The sequence below is a fragment of the Marinobacter nanhaiticus D15-8W genome (genome assembly GCF_036511935.1).
GTDB lineage: Bacteria > Pseudomonadota > Gammaproteobacteria > Pseudomonadales > Oleiphilaceae > Marinobacter_A > Marinobacter_A nanhaiticus.
The window spans coordinates 4,574,475-4,592,442 of the sequence record NZ_AP028878.1 but is presented as its reverse complement, the minus strand read 5'-3'; the positions used below and the strand labels follow the sequence as shown (position 1 = coordinate 4,592,442).

At 57.7% G+C, this 17,968-nt stretch carries 21 protein-coding genes; 9 read left to right on the top strand and 12 right to left on the bottom strand.

Going from position 1 to position 17,968, the window contains the following annotated elements:
* Window positions 1-88 precede the first annotated feature (88 nt).
* Window positions 89-1,537 carry a helicase HerA-like domain-containing protein gene (locus RE428_RS20580; protein WP_004580289.1) on the top strand — a complete coding sequence of 483 codons (1,449 nt, stop codon included), beginning with the start codon at window positions 89-91 and terminating at the stop codon, window positions 1,535-1,537.
* A 66-nt stretch (window positions 1,538-1,603) separates the two neighbouring features.
* Here the strand turns inward: RE428_RS20580 and RE428_RS20575 are convergent, their stop codons facing one another.
* The 4 genes from RE428_RS20575 to RE428_RS20560 form a co-directional block, all read right to left on the bottom strand.
* Window positions 1,604-2,356, bottom strand: coding sequence for an NAD(P)H-dependent oxidoreductase (locus RE428_RS20575; protein ID WP_004580290.1), 753 nt, complete (start codon window positions 2,354-2,356; stop codon window positions 1,604-1,606).
* Between the two features lie 148 nt (window positions 2,357-2,504).
* Window positions 2,505-3,434 (bottom strand): LysR family transcriptional regulator, encoded by a 930-nt coding sequence (locus tag RE428_RS20570; RefSeq protein WP_004580291.1) that lies wholly within the window; start codon window positions 3,432-3,434, stop codon window positions 2,505-2,507.
* Window positions 3,435-3,905: 471 nt separating this feature from the next.
* On the bottom strand, window positions 3,906-4,394 hold the full coding sequence (locus tag RE428_RS20565; protein WP_004580293.1) for a GNAT family N-acetyltransferase: 489 nt from the start codon (window positions 4,392-4,394) through the stop codon (window positions 3,906-3,908).
* A gap of 61 nt (window positions 4,395-4,455) precedes the next feature.
* Complete coding sequence (locus tag RE428_RS20560; protein WP_169334057.1) at window positions 4,456-6,114, bottom strand: diguanylate cyclase; 1,659 nt, start codon at window positions 6,112-6,114, stop codon at window positions 4,456-4,458.
* Window positions 6,115-6,495: 381 nt separating this feature from the next.
* Here RE428_RS20560 and RE428_RS20555 point away from each other — a divergent pair, with 381 nt between their 5' ends.
* The 5 genes from RE428_RS20555 (at window position 6,496) to RE428_RS20535 (ending at window position 9,134) form a co-directional block, all read left to right on the top strand.
* A complete protein-coding gene (locus RE428_RS20555) occupies window positions 6,496-7,092 on the top strand; it encodes a Crp/Fnr family transcriptional regulator (RefSeq protein WP_004580295.1) in 597 nt (198 codons plus the stop codon).
* Between the two features lie 105 nt (window positions 7,093-7,197).
* The gene (locus RE428_RS20550; RefSeq protein WP_004580296.1) at window positions 7,198-7,392 is read left to right on the top strand and encodes a YgaP family membrane protein; all 195 of its coding nucleotides are present in this window, start codon (window positions 7,198-7,200) and stop codon (window positions 7,390-7,392) included.
* Window positions 7,393-7,400: 8 nt separating this feature from the next.
* Window positions 7,401-7,961, top strand: coding sequence for a YeeE/YedE thiosulfate transporter family protein (locus tag RE428_RS20545; RefSeq protein WP_004580297.1), 561 nt, complete (start codon window positions 7,401-7,403; stop codon window positions 7,959-7,961).
* On the top strand, window positions 7,958-8,533 hold the full coding sequence (locus RE428_RS20540) for a YeeE/YedE thiosulfate transporter family protein (RefSeq protein ID WP_004580298.1): 576 nt from the start codon (window positions 7,958-7,960) through the stop codon (window positions 8,531-8,533). The genes RE428_RS20545 and RE428_RS20540 overlap by 4 nt, the downstream gene beginning before the upstream one ends.
* Before the next feature lie 181 nt (window positions 8,534-8,714).
* Window positions 8,715-9,134 (top strand): PaaI family thioesterase, encoded by a 420-nt coding sequence (locus RE428_RS20535; protein ID WP_004580299.1) that lies wholly within the window; start codon window positions 8,715-8,717, stop codon window positions 9,132-9,134.
* A 77-nt stretch (window positions 9,135-9,211) separates the two neighbouring features.
* Here the strand turns inward: RE428_RS20535 and RE428_RS20530 are convergent, their stop codons facing one another.
* Window positions 9,212-10,141, bottom strand: a complete 930-nt coding sequence (locus RE428_RS20530) for a LysR family transcriptional regulator (RefSeq protein ID WP_004580300.1) — start codon at window positions 10,139-10,141, stop codon at window positions 9,212-9,214.
* A 119-nt stretch (window positions 10,142-10,260) separates the two neighbouring features.
* Here RE428_RS20530 and RE428_RS20525 point away from each other — a divergent pair, with 119 nt between their 5' ends.
* Entirely contained in the window at window positions 10,261-11,298 is a 1,038-nt protein-coding gene (locus tag RE428_RS20525; protein WP_004580301.1) for a zinc-binding alcohol dehydrogenase family protein, read from the top strand.
* A gap of 423 nt (window positions 11,299-11,721) precedes the next feature.
* On the top strand, window positions 11,722-12,807 hold the full coding sequence (locus RE428_RS20520) for a YheT family hydrolase (RefSeq protein ID WP_004580302.1): 1,086 nt from the start codon (window positions 11,722-11,724) through the stop codon (window positions 12,805-12,807).
* Window positions 12,808-12,902: 95 nt separating this feature from the next.
* Here RE428_RS20520 and RE428_RS20515 read toward each other — a convergent pair whose 3' ends face one another.
* Together RE428_RS20515 and RE428_RS20510 are read right to left on the bottom strand one after the other, a co-directional pair.
* On the bottom strand, window positions 12,903-13,598 hold the full coding sequence (locus tag RE428_RS20515; protein ID WP_004580303.1) for an SDR family NAD(P)-dependent oxidoreductase: 696 nt from the start codon (window positions 13,596-13,598) through the stop codon (window positions 12,903-12,905).
* A gap of 203 nt (window positions 13,599-13,801) precedes the next feature.
* On the bottom strand, window positions 13,802-14,161 hold the full coding sequence (locus RE428_RS20510; RefSeq protein WP_040883136.1) for a MerR family transcriptional regulator: 360 nt from the start codon (window positions 14,159-14,161) through the stop codon (window positions 13,802-13,804).
* 107 nt (window positions 14,162-14,268) lie between these two features.
* Between RE428_RS20510 and RE428_RS20505 the strand changes: the two genes are divergently transcribed.
* The gene (locus tag RE428_RS20505; protein WP_004580305.1) at window positions 14,269-15,171 is read left to right on the top strand and encodes an alpha/beta fold hydrolase; all 903 of its coding nucleotides are present in this window, start codon (window positions 14,269-14,271) and stop codon (window positions 15,169-15,171) included.
* Window positions 15,172-15,202: 31 nt separating this feature from the next.
* Here RE428_RS20505 and RE428_RS20500 read toward each other — a convergent pair whose 3' ends face one another.
* The 5 genes from RE428_RS20500 to RE428_RS20480 all read right to left on the bottom strand — a co-directional run bounded on the left by RE428_RS20500 (window position 15,203) and on the right by RE428_RS20480 (window position 17,967).
* Complete coding sequence (locus RE428_RS20500; RefSeq protein ID WP_004580306.1) at window positions 15,203-15,604, bottom strand: DUF7352 domain-containing protein; 402 nt, start codon at window positions 15,602-15,604, stop codon at window positions 15,203-15,205.
* A 98-nt stretch (window positions 15,605-15,702) separates the two neighbouring features.
* Complete coding sequence (locus tag RE428_RS20495; protein ID WP_004580307.1) at window positions 15,703-16,020, bottom strand: 2OG-Fe(II) oxygenase; 318 nt, start codon at window positions 16,018-16,020, stop codon at window positions 15,703-15,705.
* Between the two features lie 185 nt (window positions 16,021-16,205).
* Complete coding sequence (locus RE428_RS20490) at window positions 16,206-16,511, bottom strand: AzlD domain-containing protein (protein ID WP_004580308.1); 306 nt, start codon at window positions 16,509-16,511, stop codon at window positions 16,206-16,208.
* Window positions 16,504-17,235 carry an AzlC family ABC transporter permease gene (locus RE428_RS20485; protein WP_004580309.1) on the bottom strand — a complete coding sequence of 244 codons (732 nt, stop codon included), beginning with the start codon at window positions 17,233-17,235 and terminating at the stop codon, window positions 16,504-16,506. The genes RE428_RS20490 and RE428_RS20485 overlap by 8 nt, the downstream gene beginning before the upstream one ends.
* Window positions 17,236-17,238: 3 nt before the next feature.
* Window positions 17,239-17,967: a 2OG-Fe dioxygenase family protein gene (locus RE428_RS20480; RefSeq protein ID WP_004580310.1), complete on the bottom strand. Its 729-nt coding sequence runs from the start codon at window positions 17,965-17,967 to the stop codon at window positions 17,239-17,241.
* Window position 17,968: the final 1 nt, after the last annotated feature.

Genomic DNA, 17,968 nt, shown 5'->3' with positions numbered 1-17,968 from the left:
ATTAATTCCCGCCCCTGGCCTTAAATCCAAATGTTCCCTTCTTATCAATCATCGGATGCCGGTCCTCCACCGGCCAGGGATGGTGGTCATGGATAATGTTCTGATCGGTGCAGCAGACGGCCAGCAGCAATATTTGCTGGGGACCATGGCCAATCGCCATGGTTTGGTGGCGGGTGCCACCGGGACCGGCAAGACCGTGACCCTGCAAGTACTCGCAGAGGGTTTCTCCCGGCTGGGCGTTCCGGTGTTCAGCGCGGATATCAAAGGCGACCTGAGCGGTATTTCGGCGCCGGGCAGCCACAACAAGCATGTGGATAAACGGATAGAGGCCATTGGCATTAAGGATTGGGCGCCCTCCGGCTGTCCCACACGGCTGTGGGATATCTTCGGCAAGACTGGCCAAACTGTGCGAACCACAGTGGCCGACCTGGGTCCCGCGCTATTGGCCAACCTGCTGGAATTGAACGACACCCAGAGCGGCATCCTGCAACTGGCGTTCGACTATGCAGAGAAAGAGGACCTGCCCCTGCTGGACCTCAAGGACCTGGAAGCACTCCTCAACTGGATACTGGCCAACCGGAAGACGCTTGAAGCGGACTACGGCAGTCTTTCTGTCCAGAGTCTGGGCGCGATCATGCGGCGGGTGCTGGTGCTCAAGGGCGACGGTGGAGAAACGTTCTTTGGCGAACCAGCGCTGGATATCGATGACCTGATCGCGACAGATCAGGGGCAGGGCGTCATCAACCTGCTCGATGGCCACCAGCTGATGATGCAGCCGCGGGTCTATACCACCTTCCTGCTGTGGCTATTGGCCGAACTGTTCGAGCAACTGCCGGAGCGGGGCGACCAGCCCCTGCCGTTGCTTGTCTTCTTCTTCGATGAAGCTCACCTGTTGTTCGATAAGGCCCCGCCAGCCCTGTTGGAAAAGTTGGAACAGACGGTCCGCCTGATTCGCTCCAAAGGCGTGGGTATCTACTTCGTCACCCAGTCGCCATCGGATGTGCCCGACAGCGTTCTGGGCCAATTGGGTAACCGCGTCCAGCACGCATTGCGCGCCTACACGCCCAGCGACCAGAAGGCCGTCAAGGCGGCGGCCCAGACCTTCCGTCCCAATCCAGGACTGGATACCGAGCAGGTTATTACGGAACTGGGGCTGGGTGAGGCGCTGGTGTCGACGTTGGATGATCAGGGCGTGCCGTCGGTTGTGGTAAAAACGTTGATCGCCCCTCCCCGTAGCCAGATTGGCCCGGTGGATGACGGGGCGCTCGCAATCATGCGGCAGGCTTCGCCACTGGCTGCCAAGTACGCGAAATCGATCGATCGGGACAGCGCACACGAGCGCTTGCAGGCCCGTCGAAAGGCGCAGCAACAGGTCGAGTCAACGAGGACCGAACCGGAAAAGGAAGCCAGCCTCAAGCGCAGTCGCCGCCAGACCCCGACCGAGGCGTTTACCAAGAGTTTCCTGCGAAGCCTGGCAACCCAGATCAGTCGCATACTGGCCCAACTGATCAAGCAGATGATGAGGACCAAGCGGTGACTTCCGCTCGGGTCTGGAGACAATCCGTCCCGGCTTCCTTTGCCCCTTTGACGCGTTCCCTGAAACTCAGGATAAGCGCCAACGCAAGGGGTGTTCATGCTTCAAGACGCCATCATCATCCCAATCGTCCCAGGTGCTAAACGGGATAGGGGATTCGCCCGGCAAATTGGCGAGCCGTGAGGCCCAGGTTTCTTTCATGGATACGAGCCTCGCCCGAAACGCCGCCGCATCCTGGTACTGGATACCACCGCCCTGAATGCCATAGTGTACCTGGGGAGGGAGAACGTCATACCCAACGTAATACAGCGAAGAATGGATAGGCCACAGCCATTCGACCATGTTGCCCGCGCGGCCAAAGGGCATGAACGCCTGCTCGGGCGATCCTGCCGTGACTGAGCAGATCGCCCGTTTGCCCCGGAAATGGCCGCGATCATAGCGCATGCTGCCGGAATAGAGCCCGCCGTAGACAAGCACACGGTCGAACCATCCTTTCAGGATAGCCGGCTGCGAGTGCCACCATAGCGGGAACTGGAAAATCACCAGGTCCGCCCATTCCAGGCGCGCGATTTCCCGCTTCACATCGCGCGGCAACGTACCTTGTTCGTAGTTCGCACGCTGGACGGTCAACGGCGCGAAAGAGTCGTCGATCAAGCCATCTGGATAGTTTGAGGCTCGTTCGACGGGATCGAAGCCTTCCCCATAAAGATCATCCACTTCTACTGCGTGGCCGGCCCCTTCCAGCGTCGCTTTCGCCACCTCTACCAGTGCTCCGTTGAATGAGTTGCGCTCGGGGTGGGCGAGGACGATGAGGATATTCATAAGCAGTCCCTGTTAGATCCGTTTGCCAACAGCCTATGTTGTTCGTGGAGCAACAGGTATTCCCAGAAACTGATAAATGCCTTTGCAGGAACGAACAGCCGAGACTGGACCGTCAGTCGCGTTGGTGTTGCGTTTCCACTAGGGCGAGTTAATGGGGCGGAATTTTAGCCCCCGCCAGACGCCCCTCCTGTGCCCGTATGGTCTCGGTCAGGAAATCCATAAGGGCATGGATCCTGACGACGCCTCGCAGGTCGGGGTGCATCAGGAACCACAAACCATACTCCAGCTCGGGAATCGGGTCCGTCAGCTGGACAACCTCCGCGTCGCCATCGGCGAGATAACACGGCAGCACTGCCAGCCCCATCCCGGAGCGAACGGCGCTCAATATGCTGACCAGCGTATCGACGCGATAGATACAGGCGGCTTTCAACGCATTCCTGTCCATCCATTGGTCCAGTGCTGAATCCGTCAGTCGGGGGCCGGCCCCGATCCAGGGTAGGCCGGCATAGGCATCGATAGCCTCCCCAGGGGACAGGTCGAAGTCCCGGTGCCCATATACCGCCTGGCCAATGGTTGTCAGCGGCCGGCCGATCAGGTTTTCCGGTGGCCGATTGGATGGACGGATGGCGACATCGGCCTCCCGCCGTGTCAGGTTGAATAGCTGATTGGAAACGGCAACATCCAACAGGATACCGGGGTACCTGGCCCGGAACTGCGTGAACAAGGGCGCCAACAGGCCCATGAGCAGGGAATCCGTTGTCGTGGTCCAGATTTCCCCGCTGGGTTCCAGGTCGCGGCCTGCAACCTTACGCTCGGCGGCCAGGGCTGCCTCATCCATGACCTTGGCCGTTTCGGCCAGCTCTTCACCGGCGATAGTGGGTCGGTAGCCGGTACGACTCCGGTCAAACAGCGTAACGCCCAGGCGCTGTTCGACATCGCCCAGGCGGCGGAAAACGGTCGCGTGGCTGACGCCCAGCGCGCGTGCAGCGCCTGACAGAGAGCCAGTAGAGGCAATCGCCAGGACTAACTCGAAGTCGTTCCAGGCCAGGTGATTACGCGCTTTCTGTGTCGTGGGCACAGGTTGCTTCCGATTTTTGGTTGTTCGATTTTGCAAAGTTAGCACTCGTGCTTTTGGAATGTGTTGCAGTTTAGAACAACGTTAGCATCGTACCGAGTCCACAAGATAACCAACGCGTCTGCCACGCGGTGGAGGAGGTCGGAAGAAGATGATTTCAGGTGAAGCACAGTACTTTCGCAGTGCCTACCCACTGCTACCCCGCGAGCAGGTCAGGGTTGGGCATGGATATAGCGAAGCCCCGCTCAAGGCAAGCATTCCTGCCAGGTACCGGGACGGACAGGGGGGCATTGATTTGGAACAGGTGAAGCGGGACCAGCGTCGCGCGCGGAGCGATGTAATACGCACTGTGATAGGGCGGCTGAGCCGGTTAGGGGGCTCGCGGGGATAATCGACCGGGGCGGAATGCTTCCAGGTACGTCCAAAACCATTCTGTCCGGCTTTTCCCTGCTATATCGACATGCTAAGCAGGCCTTAAAGTCTCTTCCCCATGATGCTCAGGCTGTATTCATTGCCGTCCATTTCGGCGATATCGGGCAGTCGTCCCCACTCCTCGAAACCGATCGACTGCAGCAGTCGAATGCTGGCTTCGTTGTGCGAGAACACGTAACCCACCAAAGACTTGATCCCGAGTTCAGGGGCCTGTTTCAGGGCTTCCCCGAGTAATTTCGCGCCCAGTCGGCGACGCTGGTATTCCGGTGCGACATAGATGCTCAGTTCCGCTGTATGTCGGTAGGCAGGCCGTCCGTAGAAATCCTCGAAGCTGACCCAGGCCGCGACGTGACCGGCCTCTTCCCAGACCCAGAGCGGCCGCCGGTGCGCCCGGTGCTGTCGAAACCAGTCATGGCGCGCATCGGGCGTGACCGGCTCTGTATCCGCTGTGGAGCGCCTGGAAGGAATAGCCGCGTTGTAAATCTCCACGATCCTCGCCAAATCGCTTTCCGAAGCATGCCTGATCGACATGACCGCACTCCTTTCTCGTCACAGTATTTTCCGGGTGCCTACCTGTTGGTCTTTACGCACGCTAGGCTGATGCTTTCATAGCGGACAGTGGCGCATGCGGCTCCACGCGATTGCGTCCTCCGGCCTTGGCACTGTAGAGCTGCCGGTCCGCCTCGCCGAAAAGATTATCCAGCGTCTCGTCCTTCTTTCTTGAGGCAACGCCGAAGCAGACCGTCATCGTTATCTCATGGTGACCAGCCACCATCGGCGTAGAGGCAATTTTCGTGCGCAGTCTTTCGGCGAAGAAAACAGCCTCATCAATGGTGGTTTCCGGCAGCAACAACACGATTTCCTCGCCACCCCAACGCGCGACGATGTCACCATCCCGTACGTTGTCCATCAGCAGGCGGGCAAGGTGAACCAGGGCCCGGTCGCCCGTCTGGTGGCCATAGCGATCGTTGACGGCCTTGAAGTGGTCGATGTCGATAAGCACCAGGCTCATTGGACGCTGCTTGCGCACCGCGACGTGAAGCAGTTTATTCCCCACTTCAAGGAACGAGCGTCGGTTGTGGAGGTTGGTCAACGCATCGTGGGAGGACAGGTATTGGGCGTCGATGCGCTCGGTTTCGATGGCTTTCAGTTTCTTGCCCAGGATGAGGGCCAGCAGCACAGCCTCGATAACCACGCCAAACTCGGCGGCGTGGTAACCCTGATGGGTATAGGGAATAGCGCCCCAAACCGTCAGCGCGGTGGCCAACACGCCAATCATGCTGGCCAGAACCGCCGCAAGGTAGGTGTTGGCATTCGCGATGTGTTTGCGACTGAGTACCCCCAGCACAATCATCACCAGCGTCGTAAGTGACAGATACCCAAAGGCAAAGGTCGCGGCGTACAGCTGATTCCGGGCAATGATCAAGGGCACGATGACGACAAGGCCGACGGCCATATAGGCGAGCACAGCGCGTCTTACCCTTGGCAGGTTCTCCTTGACTGAAAGGAATGCCAGCGCGAACGAGAGCCCGCAAATGCCGTGCAGCACCATGAGTAGCAGTGTGAGATAGTTCTGGATCTGGGGGCTTTCCGGATAAAGCCAGTAAGAGCCATAGCCCACGTAGCCCGTGTTAAGCATGATAAAGCTACCGATATAGATGGAATAGGCCAGCGCGCTCAGTAGCTTGAAGGTCCGGTAAAGCAGCAGGTTATAGGCAATGAGCGTGAGCAGGATTCCGTAGAGCAACCCGTAGGCCATCTGGGTCAGCATATAGTGTGTGCGTGACTCGGCAGCGGACAGGAGCGCGATCGGCAGCGTCATGGGATCGAATGTTTGCCCGCGGATGTAGATCGCGCTTTGCCCGGGAGGAACGTCTACATCGAAAACGAGGCCAACGGCTGGAAGGAGATGCCTATCCCGGGGCTTTGCATCGCCTGCCTGCCAGTGGTGCAACAGGCCACCGCTGGTGACCTGGTAAACATCGACCTGATCGATCCACGTTTCGGCAGCAGTCAGTCGTCGTCGAAGCGTGACATCCGTCGGGTTATCGAGGCCGAGCCGCACCCATACCGGTTTGGAGCCAATACCAAAGGTCAGGAAGCTGTGTGCGGCTGACTGTGCGTTGCCACTTTCAAATCGTTTTCGTGCGGCCTCCAGGGATAAGGGCGTGTCCTGGGCCTCATGCAGGAAGCCGATTTCGGAAACCAATTGGGAGGCGACGACCGGACTCTGCGGACGTTCGGATGACAAAGCGGATTGCGCGATTAGAACGATGACAGCAATACAAAGAACTCGACAGAAGGTCATTTCCTGCAACCCGAGATAAGTCAATTGCCGCCATCAGAATGCAAGCACACCGATTCGGTGAGCAACAGTGCGGGTCGAAGAGTAAGCAAACTAGCTATAGCTCAAATGTTACGGAAATTTTAGTTCACTGAAAGACCTGACTTGGCGAAATTTTTCAATATATCTTTTTGTATACTATTGAGGTTGCGATCCAGCTGGCGCGCGTCATACCGGCGACGGGAAGCGCGTGCCCAGCAAGCGCTCGTCAGAACAATGCTCACTGAGCTTCCCAGCGAGTCGCGTTATTCTCTTTCTCCGGGCAACAGGAATGGAGGCGCAAACGCTTTGTCCATCACTCACTATTTCGACGGTTACCACGATATCCGGATCTCCGCCGGCCAACCGATACTGCACCAGGGTGATGAGTGCCTGAACTACTTCCTCCTGAAGTCCGGATCGGTGCGCCTGTTCACGCGCTCGCCCAGCGGGCGCGAAGTGACCCTCTACCACGTGCAGGCGAACAACATCTGTGTGTTGACCACGAGCTGCCTGCTAGGCGACCGGCGATTTCCCGCCGAGGCCGTGGCGGAAACCGACCTCATCGTGCGGCTGATGCCCAAGGCCCGTTTCGACGACCTTATGGAGACGGCCCCCGCGTTCCGCAACAGCGTGTTCCAGAGCTTCGCCAAACGCATGGACAATCTGATCCGGACGATCGAGAAACTGGCGCTCGAACCGATCGATGTACGCATTGCCAAGTACCTCCTGTCTTTCGGCAGCGACCGGGTACGAACCACCCACCAGTTGATGGCTGCCGAAGTGGGTACGGCTCGCGAGGTGGTCACCCGACACATCAAAAAACTGTCCGCTCGCGGCTTTATCGAGTCGCAGCGGGGCGCTATCCGTATTATTGATGCGAGCGCCCTGGAAAAACTGACCTGAATCAATACATTCGCGGGTTTCGCAAACCACGGTGACTTAGTTACAGACCGCCCGCCCCCGCCCCTCCAGACTGGTTCCATTACAACGGAACGGAAGGGCAATCCCATGGTTAGAAACGAGGGCAGGATCGATCGAGTCCTGCGTGTTCTGGTTGGACTGGTGCTGTTGAGTCTTACCCTGATCGGCCCACAGAGCCTGTGGGGCCTGGTCGGTCTGGTGCCGCTGATTACCGGGCTGGTGGGCTATTGCCCGCTCTATCGGGTGCTGGGTCTGAATACCTGTCCGATGGGCAATCGGTAGGGGGCTCCATGTACTGGAACTGGAAGGTCAGTGGACTGGCACTTGCCGGCACGTTCTTGCTGGCGGTGGTACTGGTCAAACCAATCGGGGTGTCCACCCAATTCGTCATCCTTGATGGGTGGGTGGGGGCCTGGATCAATCCAGAGCTGGTTGTGGAAGACGCCACGGCATCGAGTGGCTATACCAGCTCTAACGCCTACCTGGACAAATCCGGCGGTAAATATGCCAGTGAAGTGGCTAACCTGCTCAACTACAGTTTTATCTTTGTTCTCTCCATGTTGGTGGGTGGTTTTCTCGGGCGTCGCATGCAGCGCCAGGCCAGGGAGCCGATCCCGCCCTTTCACGAGGCCCGGTTCGGACAGACGCGGGGCCTGCGTCTGAGTCTGGCGTTCGGCGGTGGCTTCCTGGTGCTCTGGGGCGCCCGGCTCGCCGGTGGTTGCACCAGCGGCCACATGATGAGCGGCATGATGCAGACAGCCATCAGTGGCTATCTGTTTGCCTTGGCCGCCTTCGCCTTTGCCGTACCTACGGCATTGTTGCTCTATCGTGATGGAGGAAGTGCATCGTGAGCCTGATCTTAGCTATTTTCCTGGGCCTGCTGTTCGGTTTTGTCCTGCAGCGGATCGGTGCTGCCGATCCGCAGAAAATCGTCGGCATGCTCACGCTCACCGACATGCACCTGGCAAAAGCGATACTGCTCGGCATTGGCGTCTCGTCAGCGTTATTGTTTGCTGGTCTGTGGCTGGGTGTGATCGATGGCGGCCATCTCTCCATCAAAAGCATGTATGTCGGCGTGCCCGTTGGCGGTGCGTTGCTGGGTATCGGCTGGGCCATAGCGGGCTACTGTCCCGGGACGGGCGTAGTCGCAGCCGGCGCCGGGCGGCTGGACGCAGTGTTCTTCGTACTTGGTGGCCTGGTAGGCGCTGGCGTCTACATGGTGGGGTTCGGGGCGATAGAGCAAAGCGTATTGTTCCAGGCCCTGTTCGGCGGCAAGGCGTCCCTGGCCAGCGCCGATAGCCGACAATGGCTCGCCATCCTGATCGGCTTTGGCTTTATCGCCCTCTCGGCTGCTCTTGGAATGAGATTGCGGCCTGTCGGCAAACGCGAGTCGACGGAATCTGCGGGCCTGCCCGGTCATTAATCGGTTTATATCGCTTTCAGGAACCGGGTCTTGTGTTTTCTGTCGAGCTTCGAAAAGCCGAGACCTGCGCCTCTTTGATTGGTCTCCCTTTGGCTTACCATTTCCCTTTTATGAGTCAGGTTTGTGAAAAAAACGGAACCGGTTTGTGGTTGAAGATAAGCATCTATGGGGAAATCGATCGATGAGTGATTTATTGGAGTTCGGGAAGACGATACTGAAGAACCAGCCTTTCAGCGCGTTGCTCGGCACCGAGCTGGATGTGTTCGAACCTGGCAACGCCGTTCTGACGCTCCAGGTGAGGGAAGAGTTAAAACAGCAACACGGATTTGTCCATGGTGGCGTCGTCAGTTACCTCGCCGACAATGCACTGACCTATGCTGGCGGCTCGGTCTTGGGCGATTCGGTGACGTCCGAATACAAGATCAATTACCTCCGACCGGCGATTGGCGAGAAGCTTGTGGCAAGAGCCACTGTCCTGTCATCGGGCAAAAACCAGGCGGTCTGCCAGTGCAGCGTTTTCGTGTTGGGAGAGGGTGGCGAACGCACTGTCGCCGTTGCCCAAGGTACGATCAATAAAGTCGAACCAAAATCCGGGAGTTGACGGCCGGGGCGTGACTGGCTTCGCGTTAATCAGAACTGACCTGATCTGAAGAACACGTAGTCAGCCTCCGATACCCGTCACCCCTGGCCGTTGATATGTCCGTGCTGTGCCAACTCGTCCAGTATCCCGACACATTTCTCCCTCAGGCGGTCTCGGAGCAGACGCATGGCTGGGGTGATCGATTGGCGGCTGGGGCAGATCAACCAGAGTTCCGTCATGCGCGTCCTGTATTCCGGCATCACGCTGATAACCCGTCCGGCCAGCAGGTCCTCTGAAATGTCGAGACATGATTTGACCGCGATGCCCAAACCCGCAACGCACCAGCGGCGCACCAGGTCGCCGTCGTTGGACGAGCGGTTGCCCCGCATCCTGACCTTGAAGTGCTGGTCGCCGTGGGTGAACGTCCACACATCGTGAGGGATATTCTGGAGCTGATAGAAAAGCCCGTTGTGAGCGCCCAGATCATGCGGATGCCTGGGTGTGCCGTGTTGGTCCAGGTAGGCTTGCGTCGCGCATAGTACCCCGTAGACATCGCAGATCTTGAACCCGAACAGGTTCGCATCGTCCGGTGAGCCATAACGCAGCGCCATATCCACTGAATCCCGATAGAAGTCGATATTGCTGTCGCTAATATTCACGCGCAGGCTGAGGTCGGGGTGCTCCGCCATGATCTCGTCCAGCCAGGGCATGACCCGATTCCGACCCAGGTCGGACGAGACCGACAGGCGCAGCTCGCCCTCCACAGCCTCATGATCGTCGCGGATATTCTGACGTGCCTGCTCCAGCATCTGGAGCGCCTGCTCGCACTGCGGCAGAAACTTTTCCCCCGCGCCAGACAGACGAAGCTGTCGCGTCGAACGCACGAAAAGCTCGATGCCCAGCGCTTTTTCCACCCGCTTGACGGCTGCGCTGGCGGTGGATGTCTGCATGTCCAGGCTGGTGGCCGCTGCCGTGATGCCGCGGAACTCCGCTACCTTGAGTACAACCTGCAAGTCTTCGAGGGTCATATTGTCCAATATTTTTTGAAAATGTTTCGATGATTAGGCTGTTTTTGGAAGTCTAATCCACCGCCACACTGACAGCCATCGATTCCATGAACGTCCACGACCCAACAGGAGGTCTTCCGATGAAAGCGATTGGCTATACCCGCGCACTTCCCATTACCGAAACCGAAGCGCTGATGGACATTGAATTGCCCCAGCCGGTAGCCGAAGGCCGGGATTTGCTGGTTAAGGTGAGTGCAATTGCCGTTAACCCGGTGGATTGCAAGATCCGCAAGAAAGCACCCGCTGAAGACGGGCAGTACAAGGTTATCGGCTGGGATGCCGTTGGCGAGGTTGTCGCCACCGGACCCGAAGTGACCGGGTTCAAACCGGGCGACAAGGTGTATTACGCCGGCGACGTGACCCGCCCGGGCTGTAATGCTGAGTACCAGCTCGTTGATGAGCGTATTGTCGGCCACAAGCCGAAGAGCCTCTCGGATGCCGACGCCGCAGCCCTGCCGCTGACCACCATTACCGCCTGGGAGCTGTTGTTCGAACACCTGGAACTGGCTCAACAGGCACCCGGTTCTTCGTCAACGTCGGGCGAGGTTCTCCTGGTCGTGGGTGCGGCCGGCGGCGTGGGATCGATCCTGATCCAGCTTGCCAAGACCCTGACCGGCGCGACGGTCATTGCCACCGCGTCGCGTGAGGCGTCCCGCAATTGGGTACAGGAACTGGGGGCGGATCACGTCGTGGACCACAGTCAGCCCCTTAAACCGCAGATCGACGCCCTCGTCGAGGCCGGCACGATCGACGCTGTGACCCACGTGGCCAGCCTCAACGCCACCGACACGTACTTTGAAAACTATGTCGATATCGTGGTCCCGTTCGGTCGGATCGCCTTTATCGATGATCCCGCTTCCGTGGACATCATGAAGGTGAAGCCCAAGAGCCTGTCGGTGCATATCGAATTCATGTTTGCCCGTTCGATGCACCAGGCTCGCGACATGCAGGCCCAGCACGAATTGCTGGAGCGGGTGGCGGAACTGGTTGATCAGGGCTTTATCCGTACGACCGCGGGCAAGCACCTCGGCACCATTAATGCGGATAACCTCAAGAAGGCACACGCGGAAATCGAGTCAGGGCGCACGGTAGGTAAGATCGTGCTCGAGGGATTCTAGGCGGCGGTCCTGTGGGATATTCGAGGCACCCAGGGTAGGGTGTATACATTAGGAACTGCCGTGGTTGCCTCTTCGTCTATGCAAGTCCAAGCGGTCCCGACCGAAAAGGCTGAGGCCGCTTGGTGTATTTGTTGGCGCCAAACGGAGCCCTCGTCTATGCGTTAAGGGTTGCCGATTGCGGGCTGACAATAATTAATGCAATCTGCTCCCGTAGTTAGCCGTCTCGGCACTGACGGCCCTAAGGTTCAGCGCAAATGGCCGCTGGCTAAGCGGCCCCTGAAATGGGAAGGGTGCCCACGCCCGCGTGATTGGAACCCTTTGCCCCAGAAGGGATAGTGCGGTTACTGCTTGGACTATACGCTCTGGCGGGCGCCATGGGGTACGTTTGCCGCACGCCGAACCTCCCAGCATAAGGTGCCCGATATGAGTAACTCCGAGGCCTTGCGTCACCCGGTGACCCAGCGCCTGCTGTCCGATAGACGGCCGCACGTGCTATTCAAGCCCACGCCGAAGAACCAACAACTCATCGCCCGCCTGTCGCAACTGCAACAGCCATTCAAGCCTACGCCGTGGTTGTCCAACACCCATGCGCAGTTGGTCTTCCATGGCCTGCGAAAGACATGGCGGAAATCAGATGTCCTGTACGACCGCATCGATCGATTGACGATGGCCGATGGTGGCATCACCGCGCTGTATTGGAGTGGCTATGCCACGCCTGCCGTCACGCCCACGATTGTGGTGATGCATACGCTCACTGGCAGCCCCGAAAGCATGGCGGAATTGGTCGCTGATCTGCGCGCCGCAACCGGTTGGCGGGTAGTGCTTTGCCTGCGCCGCGGTCATGGGAATCTGCAGCTTGCCACACCGCGCTTCAATATATTGGGCTCGACGGACGACTTGCGTGAGCAGCTGCAGGTCATTCGTGAGCACCTCCCGGAATCGCCGCTCTACGGCGTCGGCTCATCGGCCGGGTCAGGACTGATCACCCGCTACCTGGGGGAGGAGGGCGGCGATGCCGTATTCCGTGCGGCCTTCGCCTATTGCCCAGGCTATGATACCGATAAAGCCTTCGATCTCGCCCATCCCTTCTATAGCCGCATGATGGGCAAAAAACTGGTCAAGAAATTCGTCCTGCCGAACCTTGATGTGATCGGCCACCTTTCCACCATACAGCAGCTGCAGGGCGTCGAAAGCCTGGCCGATTTCTACCGGCTGGGTTATGAGCTTGCCGGGCATGCCAGTTATGCGGATTACGACGACGCCAGCAACCCGATGCGGCTTTTCGAGCGGATTGAAACGCCATTTATGGTGCTAAACGCCGAGGACGATCCGGTCTGCCAGATCGACAATCTCGCGCCCTATCGGGCAAAAATGGGCGACATGCCGAACCTGATCCTGGTTACGACGGCCGACGGCAGTCACTGCGCCTACTACGAAGGGTGGAGGGCGCGTTCGTGGTCAGCGAAGCTGATGGCGGATTATTTCGCGCAAGTGCATGCTGAAGCATAGCGAGAAACGCACTGAGGCGAGCTATCGGAGACCCCGACCATCGGATTTGCATCGTTTCAGATAAATGCAATCTGCCCCCACACCTCAGGCGGCTATCAGACCGTACTTTCCACTTCCCAGTGAATGGGCACTTCCGCAATCGCGGCGCTGGGCGGTAGCTCCAGTATCAGCCTGACGACCCGCGCGACCTCCTCGGGGCGGGTAATATGGTCGCCATCCAGTCCGCCTTCGATGGCCATATCGGTCGCGACCGGGCCCGGGCAGATGGCCGTGGCACGTACTCGCGTATCGGCACTGCAGTGGCGCAGGCCATGAACAAATGCCTGGGCGGCGAACTTGCTCATGGCGTAGAGCCCGGAAGCCGCGGATTTGACGCGCTTGCCGGACAGCGACGTGATTGTAACCACCTTGCCCTGGGGCGCTTCGATGAGGTACGGCCAGGCGTGCTGGGTCAGCAGCATCGGCGCCTTGGCGTTCACCGCCATGATGCGATCGAATTCATCACCGCCGGCTTCGAGCACGGACGAACGACTGAGAATGCCCGCGTTATTGACCACGGCATCGATCCGGCCAAAGGCAGAGATAGTTGATTCGACCCAGGCGCGGCCGCTGTCGTCATCCAGTGCGTCGTAGTGAAAGACACGGCAGTGATCGTCATCGGGCGGCGAAGCGGGAGCCGTGCGACAACCGAGGCTGATCCGCCAGCCAGCAGCGTGCAATGTTTCAGCGAAGACGGCGCCCATACCGCGGTTTGCGCCACTGATCATAACGACGGGTGCATTCGTATCCATGCAGGTCTCCGGCTAGGTAAGGAATCTCCCATCGTGGACCAGCGGTGATCGCTCGGCAAGAACGGGATAACAGGTGCGCCCTAACTCCGACGGATACTCTTGGCGTGTGCCCACGCGAGGTTTTCATAGGATTCGGTTGGCGGAAACGTCTCAAAACAAGGTAACGCCGGCGTGCTCACCCCAGGCCGTTTCGAAAACCCTCATCATTTCTCAGAGATCCGCTCGCTATCTGCGATAGAACGCGTTAGCTGTGCATGAATGGCCTGCAGATCGGCAATGCGTCTCTCCACCTCCGCCAACCGCTCATGCTGTACTGCAATGGTTTCCGGGCAGAACGTCGCGCCCTCCTTGAGGCGCATGCACTCAGGAAAAGTGGCGATTTGCTCCAGATTGAACCCGTTGTCCAGCAGCCTGCGAATTTGACGAACCTGGGTGACTGCTATCTCAGGGAATACACGGTAGCCGTTGTCTGTCCGCGACGAACTTAACAGACCGCGAGCATCGTAGTGGCGGATTGATCGGATGCTTGCACCCGTCTCCCTGGCGAGCCGACCGATTCTCATAGGTAACTTGTCCACTTTCTTCCTCTGTCCAAGCGTTTTACCGGTTGACCCTGACATCAATGTCACAGTTTACGCTGGCTCCCTTCATTCACCTAGAGGAGTCGTTGATGTCGATTTTTCCAAGCTACCGTTCGCTACAAACCTTTCTGTTAGCCGCCTTGATGGTGGTGGTTCCCATGATGTCCAACGCCGACACCCGAAATTATGAGGTGACTTCCAGTGATGGTGTCTCTATCGCCGTCCAGGAATCGGGCGCTCACGACGGCCCGGCTATCGTTTTTATCCACGGCTACCTGGGGAGCCATCTCAATTGGTTGCCCCAGGTCGAGAGTCCGCTCCTGCAAAAGTATCGGCTGATCACCTACGACCTGCGGGGCCATGGCCTCTCGGGAAAGCCGAGCAATGGCGAAGCCTATCGGGACGGCCGCCGTTGGGCCGACGATCTTGCGCGGGTCATCGCTGCCAGTGACGTCCACGACGCTATTCTCGTCGGTTGGTCCTTGGGTGGTGCAGTGATTTCCAATTACCTTGATTTCTATGGCGACGGCGATATCGGCGGGGCGATCTATGTGGACGGTGTCGTTGAGCTCAAGCCGGACCAGATCGCTGCGCATCCGGACATATACCGGGATCTGGTTTCACCGGACCTGGAGACTCATTTGCAGACGGTTCGTGACTTCCTACGCCTGTGTTTCCACCAACAGCCGGACGACGAAACCTTCCAGCTACTGTTCGCCAACGCTGCGCTGGCTTCGTGGGTCATGCAAGAGAACGTTCAATCCATAAGTGTTCCTTTGGCGGGGTTGGGCAAAGCGACGAAACCGATCCTCATGCTCTACGGCAAAAAGGATGCGCTCGTGAAGGTCAGCGAGACGATCGAGCGCGCAAAGGCGATCAATCCCGAAGTGGGCACGCTGCTTTATGACAACTCGGGGCATGCCCCTTTCATTGAAGAGGCTGAGCGGTTCAACCGGGATTTGGCCGAATTTGTGGAGGGTGCCCTGCAGTAGAGCCTCGTTCTTGCCGACCACAAGCTTTCCTTTACCCCGTTTGTGGTCGGTTCATCATGCCGGGCATGGCCATAAGAGGGCCAGGCTTCGGAATGCGGCCCAAAGGCGTTTCACTGAACACGGGATACCGTGGGCTGGCGGGTTCTACATTTTCTTCGAGGGGCAGCTGGAAAACCAGGTGGGCGCGGCAGCCATAAGGATCCACCGCTGAATCGACGTAGCCGTAGTCGTCGGGCACGCTCTGTCCCGGGCGGGCGACGAGGAAATGCCCTGTAATGGCATGGTCGGGGTCGATCGGCGACTGTTCCAGCCATAGATAAATGCCGCTGGCGCCCACCAGGTATTCGCACCACACAACGCGAAAGTCCGGCATGAGTGTCAGTTCGGTGGGCCGCTGTCCAAACGAGATCAAATGCTTTTGAGTTGTTTTCATCTGCATGGCCTCTTGGTTGTGATAGCCCCATCTTCAGGGTTCGAGAGGACAAAGAGAATCAAGGTTTTTGGAGTTTATCGTTCGCTTTTCCCGAGGTGTCAGAGACACTCGCGGGCGGAACGGTTGAAAGCGAAACTCAGCAACCAGCGGCTACCCTGTTCAATCCGCGAGACCTCGTGCTGGTGCAGATCCGGTCGAAACAGAATCAGCCGGTTGGCCAGATTGAACAGGTTCTTGTCACAGATAAATTCGCCACCGACTTTGGGTTTTACCAGAACGCAGTTGAGCTTATATAGGCAGCCTTCCGACACCATGTCCAGATGGCGCCGCACACGATGACCCTCGGGGTAGCGAACGAGGTAGATATTCAGCCGTTTCGACTGCAAGAGGATGCGGGTTTTCACTTTCACTGTCATTCAGCTGATCGTCTCACAGCAAAAAATAAATCGGAACTGAACTAACCCGAAAAGTGCTGCTCCGAAAAGTCCTAGCCCCGGAAATTGCGCGAACCCCTAAAAAGCGCGGACGATTCCTTGAGCGACCTTGGCTGATCAAAATTAATTCGATCTGACCCTCAAGGCTCTCAACAGGCTCTCAACAATCAAAAGGTCGTCAACAAGTAGTAAGTCAGACAGCCTCCCAGAACGCCCATAAAGAGTCCGCCAATACTTAAATAGGCGAGGATAGCTGTGACGCCTAGCGCCGCCGTTGTAGCCAACAGCGAGATCTGCGCTTCCTGTAAAAAAATATAGGTAATGAAGTTCAGGAAAACAGCAGAAGGAAGGATGGTTTCCATCCATTTCACGAGGCTTTCGGGAAACTGGAAGTCATAGACGACCGGAAGTACCCGGACCAGTAGGCTCGTAAAGAAAAGGGCCGCAATGGCGCCAATTATACCTTCATTCATGCTTTTTCCATTTGTCCAATACGACGGCGGTCACGGCGACGCTTGGAATCCAGAAATAGGTGGGGCCTAAAAGCCAGTAAAAGGTGGCCGCCAATAAGAAGCAGGTAACCACCATCGCCGACTTCGCATGATAAATATCGGTTATTCGCACCTTTATTTGAGAGACCGAAAGGTACACGAGCACAACGCTTGCCGGGAATCCCAGGTGTATATCGGTACTTAGCCAAGCGCTGGGAATGGCTTTAGCAACCAGGGCGCCTATCACACCCGCTATTATCCAGAATGAGAATATGGTGAGCCGGATGATGAAGGTGTCTTTGGCGGTATCATCGTTTCTCTCGGTTGCGTACGCTTCATCACCAAGCATGTGTGAAGCAAACATTCTTGGGAAAATCGTCTTCGGCAACCTTCTTGTTGTCGTGAACGCAATTGGAAAGTAACGACTATTTATAGACGCGCAGATAACCAGCATTGTCAGGAAGCTGGCATTGACCTCTGCCAAAGGCAGCAACGCGAACTGGCCGCTACCTGTGAAGCCCAGGAATCCGGCGGCCAGAATTTCGAGCATGCTCCAGTCTGCCCGGTGCGCCAGCACACCGAAAAGCATGCTCACAGGGATAATCGCTATAGCAGACGGGAGAACCCTGAGGAAAGGCCGCCTGATAGACGACACCTTTCCTCGTTCTTGATCTGCCGCTATTTCAAAAGCTGGAGAGTCGCTCATAGGTCAGGCCAGGGACGCCCGTTCATGGGCAGGTCCGTATGCCCGGTTGTGCCAGCGGTTGATTTCGATCACCCATATATCCCGGTAACCCATATCGCCTTCCTCGGGCTCGATGTTCGTTGCGTAGTGGATGTAACGTTCGTCATCAATCAGGATGGCCTGGTTTTCAGCCAAGGTGGTCCGGAATAGAATTTCCCGGGTTTTTGGATCGATAACCTGGGTCTCTCCTCCGCGAACGTTGTGCCGCTTTGCTACGGCGATAACGCTGAACTCATGGCCATCTCTATGGGGGCCCTCCGGTACCGTAATGCCCTTGTAGTCCTTGTTCGCGATGACCCGGATCTGGTTGACGTTGATCTGGAACATGTCATCAAGCTGAACGGGCAACTGATCCAATACCGCTGCAATCAGCGGTGTTGGATCGCCGATAATCTGTTCGCGATGCCTGGGTACGCCACCGGCCTCAGCCAGCCTTATATAGTCGGCAGATTGCACATACTTTCTCGGTGGGAGCGTGGCGAAAAACCACTCGCCTTCTTCCCAATAGCCGATGTATTGGGTCAAGCGGATCTCCCGGAGCCTGCCCGGGCTGTGTGTGTCTCGTGGCATATAGTCGAATGAATTCAAGAGGCTCTGGGGCATTTCGGGCATATCGATCACGCAGTATCCGTTGTCCAGGTAGTCCTTGTTGGCACTGCTTTCGAAGGAGATTCGTTCGGCGCTAGCGTTCATA

Bases quoted from the DNA above. Each gene is read 5' to 3' on its own strand.
- RE428_RS20580 (WP_004580289.1), top strand. From the start codon at position 89: ATGGATAATGTTCTGATCGGTGCAGCAGACGGCCAGCAGCAATATTTG.
- RE428_RS20575 (WP_004580290.1), bottom strand. From the start codon at position 2,356: ATGAATATCCTCATCGTCCTCGCCCACCCCGAGCGCAACTCATTCAAC.
- RE428_RS20565 (WP_004580293.1), bottom strand. From the start codon at position 4,394: ATGTCGATCAGGCATGCTTCGGAAAGCGATTTGGCGAGGATCGTGGAG.
- RE428_RS20550 (WP_004580296.1), top strand. From the start codon at position 7,198: ATGGTTAGAAACGAGGGCAGGATCGATCGAGTCCTGCGTGTTCTGGTT.
- RE428_RS20545 (WP_004580297.1), top strand. From the start codon at position 7,401: ATGTACTGGAACTGGAAGGTCAGTGGACTGGCACTTGCCGGCACGTTC.
- RE428_RS20535 (WP_004580299.1), top strand. From the start codon at position 8,715: ATGAGTGATTTATTGGAGTTCGGGAAGACGATACTGAAGAACCAGCCT.
- RE428_RS20530 (WP_004580300.1), bottom strand. From the start codon at position 10,141: ATGACCCTCGAAGACTTGCAGGTTGTACTCAAGGTAGCGGAGTTCCGC.
- RE428_RS20525 (WP_004580301.1), top strand. From the start codon at position 10,261: ATGAAAGCGATTGGCTATACCCGCGCACTTCCCATTACCGAAACCGAA.
- RE428_RS20520 (WP_004580302.1), top strand. From the start codon at position 11,722: ATGAGTAACTCCGAGGCCTTGCGTCACCCGGTGACCCAGCGCCTGCTG.
- RE428_RS20515 (WP_004580303.1), bottom strand. From the start codon at position 13,598: ATGGATACGAATGCACCCGTCGTTATGATCAGTGGCGCAAACCGCGGT.
- RE428_RS20510 (WP_040883136.1), bottom strand. From the start codon at position 14,161: ATGAGAATCGGTCGGCTCGCCAGGGAGACGGGTGCAAGCATCCGATCA.
- RE428_RS20505 (WP_004580305.1), top strand. From the start codon at position 14,269: ATGTCGATTTTTCCAAGCTACCGTTCGCTACAAACCTTTCTGTTAGCC.
- RE428_RS20500 (WP_004580306.1), bottom strand. From the start codon at position 15,604: ATGAAAACAACTCAAAAGCATTTGATCTCGTTTGGACAGCGGCCCACC.
- RE428_RS20495 (WP_004580307.1), bottom strand. From the start codon at position 16,020: ATGACAGTGAAAGTGAAAACCCGCATCCTCTTGCAGTCGAAACGGCTG.
- RE428_RS20490 (WP_004580308.1), bottom strand. From the start codon at position 16,511: ATGAATGAAGGTATAATTGGCGCCATTGCGGCCCTTTTCTTTACGAGC.
- RE428_RS20485 (WP_004580309.1), bottom strand. From the start codon at position 17,235: ATGAGCGACTCTCCAGCTTTTGAAATAGCGGCAGATCAAGAACGAGGA.
- RE428_RS20480 (WP_004580310.1), bottom strand. From the start codon at position 17,967: ATGAACGCTAGCGCCGAACGAATCTCCTTCGAAAGCAGTGCCAACAAG.